Annotated in this window: 10 protein-coding genes and 2 pseudogenes; 8 read left to right on the forward strand and 4 right to left on the reverse strand. The window is 40.0% G+C overall.

The genetic code is table 11. The features are described from left to right. The 6 genes from O3605_RS09585 to O3605_RS09610 all read left to right on the forward strand — a co-directional run bounded on the left by O3605_RS09585 (window position 1) and on the right by O3605_RS09610 (window position 4,561). Window positions 1-489, forward strand: coding sequence for a hypothetical protein (locus O3605_RS09585; RefSeq protein WP_049498182.1), 489 nt, complete (start codon window positions 1-3; stop codon window positions 487-489). Beyond that, entirely contained in the window at window positions 467-874 is a 408-nt protein-coding gene (locus O3605_RS09590; protein ID WP_070506050.1) for a DUF4430 domain-containing protein, read from the forward strand. Before O3605_RS09585 ends, O3605_RS09590 begins: the two co-directional genes overlap by 23 nt. A 164-nt stretch (window positions 875-1,038) precedes the next feature. Continuing rightward, a complete protein-coding gene (locus O3605_RS09595; protein WP_049498180.1) occupies window positions 1,039-1,764 on the forward strand; it encodes a hypothetical protein in 726 nt (241 codons plus the stop codon). A 165-nt stretch (window positions 1,765-1,929) separates the two neighbouring features. Next, window positions 1,930-2,991 (forward strand): AAA family ATPase, encoded by a 1,062-nt coding sequence (locus O3605_RS09600; RefSeq protein WP_049498179.1) that lies wholly within the window; start codon window positions 1,930-1,932, stop codon window positions 2,989-2,991. A gap of 10 nt (window positions 2,992-3,001) precedes the next feature. After that, window positions 3,002-3,784, forward strand: a complete 783-nt coding sequence (gene pnuC / locus O3605_RS09605) for a nicotinamide riboside transporter PnuC (RefSeq protein WP_049498178.1) — start codon at window positions 3,002-3,004, stop codon at window positions 3,782-3,784. Further along, window positions 3,785-4,561, forward strand: coding sequence for an NUDIX domain-containing protein (locus O3605_RS09610; RefSeq protein WP_049498177.1), 777 nt, complete (start codon window positions 3,785-3,787; stop codon window positions 4,559-4,561). Window positions 4,562-4,815: 254 nt separating this feature from the next. Here the strand turns inward: O3605_RS09610 and O3605_RS09615 are convergent. The 4 genes and pseudogenes from O3605_RS09615 to O3605_RS09630 all read right to left on the reverse strand — a co-directional run. Continuing rightward, window positions 4,816-4,941 (reverse strand): annotated as a pseudogene (locus O3605_RS09615) (tyrosine-type recombinase/integrase); the annotation flags it as partial. 363 nt (window positions 4,942-5,304) lie between these two features. Beyond that, window positions 5,305-6,744 (reverse strand): ATP-binding protein, encoded by a 1,440-nt coding sequence (locus O3605_RS09620; protein WP_049498176.1) that lies wholly within the window; start codon window positions 6,742-6,744, stop codon window positions 5,305-5,307. A 101-nt stretch (window positions 6,745-6,845) separates the two neighbouring features. Next, window positions 6,846-7,115: pseudogene (locus tag O3605_RS09625) on the reverse strand (DUF4177 domain-containing protein). 5 nt (window positions 7,116-7,120) lie between these two features. Next, complete coding sequence (locus tag O3605_RS09630; RefSeq protein WP_049498175.1) at window positions 7,121-7,468, reverse strand: hypothetical protein; 348 nt, start codon at window positions 7,466-7,468, stop codon at window positions 7,121-7,123. 471 nt (window positions 7,469-7,939) lie between these two features. Between O3605_RS09630 and tnpA the strand changes: the two genes are divergently transcribed. After that, entirely contained in the window at window positions 7,940-8,404 is a 465-nt protein-coding gene (tnpA, locus tag O3605_RS09635; RefSeq protein ID WP_155199110.1) for an IS200/IS605 family transposase, read from the forward strand. Between the two features lie 208 nt (window positions 8,405-8,612). Continuing rightward, window positions 8,613-9,296, forward strand: a 684-nt coding sequence (locus O3605_RS09640) for a YoaK family protein (protein ID WP_049497719.1), incomplete at its 3' end; no start/stop codon positions are given.

Genomic DNA, 9,296 nt, shown 5'->3' on the forward strand with positions numbered 1-9,296 from the left:
ATGACGCTTCAGCGATTAACCCGTATTTCGCTTTTGGCGGCCCTTTGTGTCGCTCTACGTCAGGCTTTTGCCCCTTTCCCAAATGTCCAACCTATTTCTGCTATCTTTTTTCTCTTGGTGATATTTGAAGGGTATAGCTTTGCTTTTCTTGTGATGATGATCACCATGTTTGTCTCCGCCTTTTTCCTGGGGATGAGCCTGATTGTGTTCTTTCAGATTGTCGCCTTTGGCTGTTTGATGCTCATTTGGCGTATCAGTTACAAGTGGTTGCCCTTTGTCCTTCAGATCCTTTTTGTGGGCCTACTGTCCTTTGCTTATGGGGTCTTGATCGATAGTGTTTATGCCTTGATATACCATATTCCTTGGTGGACCTATGCTTTGGTCAATGGTTTTAGTTTTAACCTTGCCCATGCTCTGTCGACGATCATTTTCTATCCCATTATCTATCAAATCTTTAGGAGATTTTATGTTGAAAAAAACTATTTCTAGCTTGATGACCTTACTTGCAGCTCTTCTTTTAGCGAGTTGCGCTCCGTCTCATAGCACAAACAATCAAACAACTGCTTCTAGCGCAGAAGTTGCCAAGAAAAACGAAATTTCGATTACGATTAGTGTGACGCCAGAAGGTCAAAAAGTGCAATCGAAAACCTTGAAAGTAGCAGAAGAGAGCAACCTCATGAAAGTGCTCAAAGCCAACTACAAGATTGAAGAAAAAAATGGCATGATCACCTCGATTGACGGTCACAGCCAAGACGAAGCCAAAGGGCTTTACTGGATGTACAAGATCAATGGCGAGATGGCTCCAAAAGGTGCTGCTGAAACCACCGTTAAAAAAGGGGATAAGATCGAATTCTATCAAGAAGTGTATAAATAATGAGAAGCTGGACAGTATGTCCGGCTTTTTTTGCAAAGTTTAGGAACTTACTTAAAACTTCTTTCAAATTAGAAAAATATTTGAGAAACTATTGACAGCCCCATATAACAGTGTTACAATAATGTTACAAAATATTACAAATGTTACAAAAAAGAGGTTCTGTTATGAAAAACAAAAAAATCATTTCCCTAGCAGCCCTAGCTTTGACAGCTAGTCTTTTCCTAGGAGCTTGTGGCGGGAATAAAGAAGAAAAAACTTCAGAAGCAAGCAGTTCAAAGACCAGTCTGGTTAAACAAACCAGCTCTTCTTCTAAGAAAAAAGTGATCACTAGTAAAGATCAGATTGCCTCTTCATCCTCTGATAGCAAATCAGAAGAAAGTCATACTGTTGGTAGCAAAAATAACCAAGCTGCAGCTAGTCAAACACCTGCTCCAGCTAAAGAAGCGACACCAGCAGCACCCGTAACAAAAGAAACAAAAGAAGTAGCCACTCCAGCAACACCAGCGAAAGCAAAATTGCCAAGTCTAGAAGACGGTCATGCCCATGCTAAGAAGCAAGCTTCTGCTACGGAGAATGCCCAATACAAGGGAGTCTATTCTGTAGCAGCAGGAGATTTCTCCGCAGCAGCTGGGAATTGGTCTGACAAACGCGACACTGGAGTCACTATTGGCCAAGGTGGTCAAGTGACCATCCAACTTCCTGGGGGCCAACCCGTAGCCTATGGTATCAGCGCTTATAACTATACCTTGGATGATGGTCATTACCATGCCAATCTCTCAGCAGGCGATGGGTCTGCGGCGACTCTAGATATCGTAGTTGGAAAAGATGGTTCTGTATCTAGTGTGACGGTTCTGAAAGACGGTGTCAGTCACTCCCTCACTCGTGAATAAAATTCGAAAGATCTGAAAGGATAAGCTTCTCTTTTCAGATCTTTTTTTGTTGATTTGAAGAAAAATATATTTTTTTATAAAAAAACTACTGACAGATAGAAAATATAGTTTATAATAAAAACATAAAGAAAATCTATTTATAAAAAATTATAAAAAGGAGTTTATATGAAAAAAGAAAGAATTGCCCTGGTTTTTGGAACCTTTGCGCCTCTTCATCAAGGGCATATTGACCTGATCCAGCGGGCCAAGCGTCAGTGTGATCGCGTTCGTGTCATCGTTTCTGGTTACGAAGGGGATCGTGGCGAAGAAGTGGGACTGCCTTTACAAAAACGCTTCCGTTATATCCGCGAAGCTTTCTCAAATGATGAGTTGACCCAAGTCTATAAGTTAGATGAGACAGAACTTCCTCGTTATCCCTTGGGCTGGGAGCCTTGGTTACAGACAGCCCTAGACACCATCCAGTATCAAACAGAGACAGAAGAGTTGATCTTTTATGTAGGGGAGAAAGCCTACAAGGAAGAGTTGGAAGCTAGAGGGTTTGAAGTTCACTTAGAAGAGCGTCGCTTCGGGATCTCTGCTACCATGATCCGGGAAAATCCCAGCAAATACTGGAAATACATTGCCCAGCCCTTCCGTCGCCAGTTCACGAAAAAAGTCTTGATCATGGGGAGCGCCAGCAACGGGAAAACGACCCTTGCAAAGGACTTAGCCCGCTTTTACGATGCACCTGTTAGTCTTGAGTATGCCCGTGAATACCAGATCAAGAACAATGTTCGAGATGATGAGCTCACGCCAAAAGATTACTATTATCTACTCTTAGGACAGTATGATCAAACCTCTAAGCTCATCGATAGTAGTGCCAATAGAGGCCTTGTCATCGCAGATACCAATTCCCTGGTGACCAAGGGTTATTACGACTACTACATGGAGGTCGAAGGTCAGGATACCAGCATGACCGATACCTTCGACAACCTCTTTGTCAGTATTCTGTCCAAAGAAAAATGGGATTTGATCCTCTTTGTACAGCCGATCGGTTCTTATGTCAATGATGGTTTCCGAGACATGACCATGGCTGACGAAGAGATCCGCACCAGCTTTTCAAATTACCTGGACCAATTGCGCCAGCAATACCTAGGAAACATTCCGACCACTTTCCTCGCATCAGACTACCTCGGCAACTACGAAGAAGCTAAGAAGGTGATCGATGCCATTTACCAAGCCGACTAAGGAGCAGCTTATGAAAAACCTATCTGAAAAATTCGCAACTTTTAGCCAAGACTTTAGAAATGTTCACCGAGAAGCGAAAAAGCAAGGCTTTGTCAATATTATGAAACTTCTATGGAAGGACCTTTTTGTAGGACGCACAGCCTTTCAATGGATTTATCTCCTCCTTCTTTCTAGTGTTCCCTTCTTCTTAGAATGGACCAATCGGACAGGACAGCATGATTGGCTGGGACTGTTTGCTTCTTGGACAGGCATTGTCTGTGTCATCCTGGTTGCCGAAGGGCGTGCTAGTAACTACCTCTTTGGAGCAGTGAATTCCGCTATCTACCTCGTTTTAGCCCTCAATAAAAACTTCTACGGGGAAGTTCTGACAACTCTTTATTTCTTCATCATGCAACCGATCGGCCTTTATGTTTGGCTCTCTAATCGGATCAATGATCAAGGTAAGGTTGAAGAATCTCACTTTGAAGCCAAGAAATTGAACTTAATTGAGTGGATGCGCTACTTGGCCTTGTGTGCTGTGATTTGGATCGGTATGGGCTTTGCGTATCAGAGCATCCATAGCGCTCGCCCTTTCCGCGATAGTATCACCGATGCGACCAATGGGGTCGGCCAGCTCCTAATGACCCGCCTTTACCGGGAGCAATGGATCTTCTGGATTGCGACCAACGTCTTTAGTATCTATCTCTGGTGGGATCAGAGTCTTCACATTCAAGGGATGTACTGGGTTTACACGCTCAATAGTTTAGTGGGCTGGTACCAATGGACCAAAGCCCTCAAGAAGGAGGTGGCTTAGATGGCAAGTCTCTCAATTCCAGCAGGAATGACGGAGAAAGAGTATTTTGAGACGGTCGCTAGTGAAGCAGACTTTCTCAAGTGGTACAAGGAGCAAGACCTGCCGACTTATGAAACTCCAAGTGTCACAGCGGATATGGTGGCTTACTGTTTTGTTGAAGGCAAGCTCAAGCTCTTAGCTATTCGCCGCAAGGCCCACCCTTATCAACACCGCCTCGCCTTGGTGGGGGGCTTTGTGAACAAGGATGAAGATGCGACTCATGCCTGTATCCGAGAAGTCAAAGAAGAAGTTGGGCTCGATCTGCCAGTGAATAAGGTGGAGCAGCTCCTGACAGTTTCCACCCCTGGGCGGGACCCCAGAGGCTGGGTCATTACCATCGCCCATCTGGTCTATCTGCCAGCAGAAGCAGTAGACTTAGCCCATGCAGGTGACGATGCCAAGGAAGTCGTTTTTCTCGATGTCGATTTCAAAAAGTCCCAGTGTTTGCTTGATGGAGAACCCTTAGCTGCTTCTGATTTTGCCTTTGACCACTACCAGATTATTCAAGAATCGATCAAGCGGATTCAGGGGCGTCTGGACTGGAATCCAACCTTCCTCTATCTGTTAGAGGAGCCTTTCACCGTTTATGAAGCAACCGAGTTGGTTAATCTGATCAATCCTGGACGCCCCATCGTTAGCAATAACTTCCTCGTAAAATTCGGAGAATTCGTGGAAGAAGTGGGTGTCAAGCGGGTACCTAAGAAAAAACCACGCAAGACCTACCGCTTAAAACAGTAGATCGAGCGGGGTTCATTCCGGAAATCTCTCCAGTTACTATTAGTAGCTGGAGGGCTTTTTTTGTTCTAGCAAGAAATATTTTAAAAATATGTCAAAAATAGTTGACATGTTATTTTTGGAATACTATAGTCAATTATACCGAAAAGAGTCTATAAACGTTGGTACAAAGGGAGTTTAAGCCTCTCTCTTTTTATTTTGTGGATTTTTTTAAGAACTTTTTATTTTTTCAAGAGCGGTTTCGTAGAAAGAGACTGCTCTTTTTGGATTCTTGCTGATATAGTCGTCTTAACTTTTTTACCTGTAGTGCAATCTATACCAAAATAGATACTAGAGCGTTAAACAGCTGTTCCGTCTTTTTTTGTGTGTTGTGTAATTTTCATGGTTTTAACCCCTTTTCCATCAGCAGGCAAGCAATTAGAAAAGATTTTGAGCTTATACCATGCGAGGAGCTACGAGATCTCCTTACTTTACCGATATAATTGACCTTTTCATAAAGAAGAGTTATTTAAGATAGATTAATAGACTTTAATAAAATGCTATTTTATATGTCGAATGAGAATATTAATCTATAGACCACTATAAACCACTATAAACTGCTATAAACTGCTATAAACTGCTATAAACTGCTATAAACTGCTATAAACTGCTATAAACCACTATAAACTGCTATAAACTGCTATAAACCACTATAAACTGCTATAAACTGCTATAAACCACTATAAACTGCTATAAACTGCTATAAACTATTTATCCTTTAAAGTATAGTATTGTGTCGTATCTCTTCTACCGCTACCATGCCACTCTAGAATATCTAGATCCTCCGTTAGTCTCTTTAAAATTTTAAGAGTATATGGTCTACTTTTTTGTATTAATTCCATAACTTCAGAAGTAGTGATTTTAGTGTCACGGTAAGCCAGTGTGACTACTTGCTTTTCAAGGGAATTTAGAGAGGAGAAGAGTTCAGGGGTTAGTTTTTGGCGTAATCTATCTGAAATACGTAGTTGTCGATTCAAAATGTTATTTTCTAACATAAGCAACACGCTGGAATTATTAGGTTCAGAATATTTTGGTTCATTTAAAAAGAAACTTTCCATTTCACTATAGATACGCTTTACTCCTTCATTCATTTCTTTTACCCAACCAAATTCAGATAGAATTCGTGCTATTTTTGGATTCCTAGAAAATCGTTCATTGAGTATATTTTGGATGGTAACTATATTTGGAAGTACACCAGGGCTCTTTATTTCTAAGCGATCATCAAAAAGTGTTACGGTAATATGTTGTCCGCGAATTGAGTAATTTCTATGGGTAACAGCGTTTACAACTCCTTCAAACCAAGCAAATTCAGGATATTCAGGCATTACTTGAAACCTTCCGTCTTCAACTAGGTATTGAAAATCTCTGAGCTGACTTTTTACAAAATCACGGCTTTCTGTAATAATTTTAGGAATAGCTCCATCAAATGTTTGCTCTTTGACAACATTAAAATCTTGTCCTGTTTTAGCATAAGTATCGTTATATTTAATAACTCTTAGACGAGCTTGTGGGAGAAATGCTGATGGATTGTTACCAAATAGAAGAATAGCTGCATTCGTTAATTTACCATCTCTAAGAAGTCCACGGCTTCTTAAGACTTGTTCGATAGAAATATCAGGTAAACCGATTTTGTCTTTATAACTTTGGATTAATTCACTATCTATATCATCAGTCGTTGCTCCTTCAACTATCTCATCTTCAAAATATCGTTGTCCTTTGTCATAAGTAAGTTGAAGTCGTTGTTCATGGCTTAGGGGAACTGACCTATCTCCTTGTCTTAGAAATGTCTCATCATTTGTAGAGATAATAACACGATCAACCGAAGGATTTACTGAAATCAAAAGAACACAATCTTCCTTACCACTTGAATTTATAACCGAAATGATTTTATCCGAAAATGATATAGGAGTTTGTTTAAGTTGGTATGGGATGCTTTGGAAGTCTTCAATGGGTTTTGCACGAGGGCCAGAGAATCCTGTTACTTCCCCATCGTCTTCAATTCCAATAACAAGGTGTCCGCCTTCAGCATTTGCAAACGCAATGAGGTGCCTCAGAATATCTTTTGGTTGAATACGAGCACTTTTCCGATCAAAGTATTGTCCTTCAGGTGTAGATTTTAAATAGTCGATATCAAATATTTTTTCCATTTGTTTCCTTTCTGTTAATAGATCCTTTAAATTGCCCTTAATTTTGCGCATAGTAGCTGAAAATCAGGTTAATATTAGTGGAGATAGGTTGTATAAAGGGTTTAGATAATCTTCTCACATACCATTGTAGCCTGGATACGGTCACCACCGCCTAGTCCTTTGCTCCACCATTGGCGGTGGTGACTGAATGTAGGTGATAGCCTTTTGAAGCTTGTTTATTGAAAACATCCTCTAATTCTGTAAGGTTTCCTGATCCAGTACTGAAAAAACTTTTCTTTCAAAGTTACTTGAAGGACAACGTAGTGTAGTACATTTACTCCAGATGCAGTAGAAAAGCTACCTTCTTGTTTTACAGTGTCAAAAAATCCTATAGGAGTTACCTCTTCTTAGTTATTATCTTTTTTAATAAAGATTTAGTTTTAGCTTGTGGTAATGTGTCAATGAGTTCTAGTACTAGATGTTTACTGTCGTTATCTAAAATGAGATATTTATAAACTAGATCGGAAATTTCCGTTTCTTTTAGTTCATCAAAATCTAGTAATGCATCAAATAATCGTATAAAAAAGTCGTTTTCACCAATACCTGATACAAGAGCATCGTAAGCAGGATTTCCGTGAGAATCAGTTCCGTATTTTTGATTTATACGTTGTTTTATAAGTGCAATCTTTTCAATAGTTTTTTTATTAAATTTATTCTGTTCAGTTGATTTACCTAGTTTTTTCAAGATCTTCCTCAGCATTTAGGCGTTTGATTAAATCATTACGATATTTTTCAAACTCTGCCCCACTATTAAAGGTCATAACTTCATCACCATAACCTAATAAGGAGGAAATACTAACCAAAAAAAATCAGCTAAAATCTGAGCTTTTTCTGGTTTGATAGTATGTTTATTGTTTTCCCCGTTAGATATCAACCATTTGTATATTGGTTTCTCATTTTCTTTTAGTCGTTTATTTATAATTTCGGCTAGTTAATCTTGAGTTATTCCTTACTCAGTTCTTAAAACTTTTAATCTATTTTTAATTGTTAACATTTTACCACCTCGGTTAAATTATAACCGCTAAAAAAACTTCTGTAAAGTTTTTTTATTATGTGACTTTCAGTCCGTCTCGCTCCATTAGGTGCGAGACAAAAAAACTCCAAACGCGATACAATTAAGGTGTTCAAGCCAATTGTAAAGCGAAAGGAGAAAAATATGGCTCAAAAAGCACATAGTTTATCACACACAAAATGGATGTGTAAATATCACATTGTGTTCACCCCTAAGTATAGACGAAAAGTGATCTATAATCAATATCGAAGTAGTTTGGGAGAAATATTCCATAGATTATGTAGTTATAAAGGTGTTGAGCTTATCGAAGGCCATTTAATGCCAGATCATGTTCATATGTTAGTAAGCATTCCACCTAGAATTAGTGTTGCAAGTTTCATGGGATATTTAAAAGGTAAAAGTGCTCTAATGATGTTCGATAAACACGCCAATCTGAAATATAAGTTTGGGAATCGACATTTTTGGAAAGAGGGATATTATGTGAGTACAGTTGGCCTCAATGAAGCCACAATAAAGAGAGACATTCAGGAACAAAAGCGAAAAGATATTGCTTTAGATAAGTTGAGTGTAAAAGAATATGAAGATCCCTTTAGGGATAGTGGCAAGTAGTACATATGCCTTTTTGAGAGGCTTGTGACGAGTCAAATACAATAAGGCTTGAACAAAGTGAAAGCCAGCGTCTTTAGGCGCTGGCTAGTTATCTAGGCTTATAGCCCTGGTACAAAACACCCGTTTGGCGGGAGGTCATGATTTTTCCTGCTCCACTTGTGTGCAAAGTGGTATAATAAAAATAATTGAAATCAAAAGAGACAAAACTATGGAAGAAAAAATAATTTTACCACAAAATACACGACTGATGGGGGCTCTGCTTGGTTTTATCGGAGGAAGCCTCGATGTCTTTTGCCACATGCACTACCGGAGTTTGGTCGCGACCCAAACGGGGAACCTCCTGCTTCTCATCGCTGATTGGCACGATCCCCGTGTCGAAAATACCATCATGCGTTTTTCATCTATTCTATTTTTCTCGATCGGCTTTCTGGTTGCCCTCCATATCAAAGAATATCGCAAGACAGCCTTTTGGCGAACCAAGATGTTGATTCCTTTGTTTGTGGTGACACTCCTGATTCCCTTGGTGTCTGTCATACCACCTGTAGAAGTTCCCTTTATTGCTTTTGGGACAGGGATGATGATGTTGACCTTTACAGGGAGCCTCATCGAAAATCACCCTTATGTGATCTTTATGACTTCCGGCAATTATCGCAAGATGCTGACGGCCTTGTATCGAATCACTCGAGGAAAGGGAGATTTGGACGAGTATCGGCGTCAGGCCATGAATTACGGGATTGTTGTTGGAAGCTTTGTTGCGGGAGCGATTAGCGTGGCCATCCTCATGCATTTCATTCACCAATGGTCCATCTGGTTGATCACAGCCAACCTCTTTTTGATCATGACCTATTACACCGCCAGAGTCAAACAACTCGGCCTGCAAACAGACAATCTA

Origin of the sequence: Streptococcus sp. 27098_8_99, assembly GCF_041431935.1 — a bacterium.
GTDB lineage: Bacteria > Bacillota > Bacilli > Lactobacillales > Streptococcaceae > Streptococcus > Streptococcus parasanguinis_D.

Excerpts from the sequence above, each read along its gene's own strand:
- tnpA (WP_155199110.1), top strand. The coding sequence starts at position 7,940 with ATGGCTCAAAAAGCACATAGTTTATCACACACAAAATGGATGTGTAAA.
- O3605_RS09620 (WP_049498176.1), bottom strand. The coding sequence starts at position 6,744 with ATGGAAAAAATATTTGATATCGACTATTTAAAATCTACACCTGAAGGA.
- O3605_RS09600 (WP_049498179.1), top strand. The coding sequence starts at position 1,930 with ATGAAAAAAGAAAGAATTGCCCTGGTTTTTGGAACCTTTGCGCCTCTT.
- O3605_RS09585 (WP_049498182.1), top strand. The coding sequence starts at position 1 with ATGACGCTTCAGCGATTAACCCGTATTTCGCTTTTGGCGGCCCTTTGT.
- pnuC (WP_049498178.1), top strand. The coding sequence starts at position 3,002 with ATGAAAAACCTATCTGAAAAATTCGCAACTTTTAGCCAAGACTTTAGA.
- O3605_RS09610 (WP_049498177.1), top strand. The coding sequence starts at position 3,785 with ATGGCAAGTCTCTCAATTCCAGCAGGAATGACGGAGAAAGAGTATTTT.
- O3605_RS09590 (WP_070506050.1), top strand. The coding sequence starts at position 467 with ATGTTGAAAAAAACTATTTCTAGCTTGATGACCTTACTTGCAGCTCTT.
- O3605_RS09595 (WP_049498180.1), top strand. The coding sequence starts at position 1,039 with ATGAAAAACAAAAAAATCATTTCCCTAGCAGCCCTAGCTTTGACAGCT.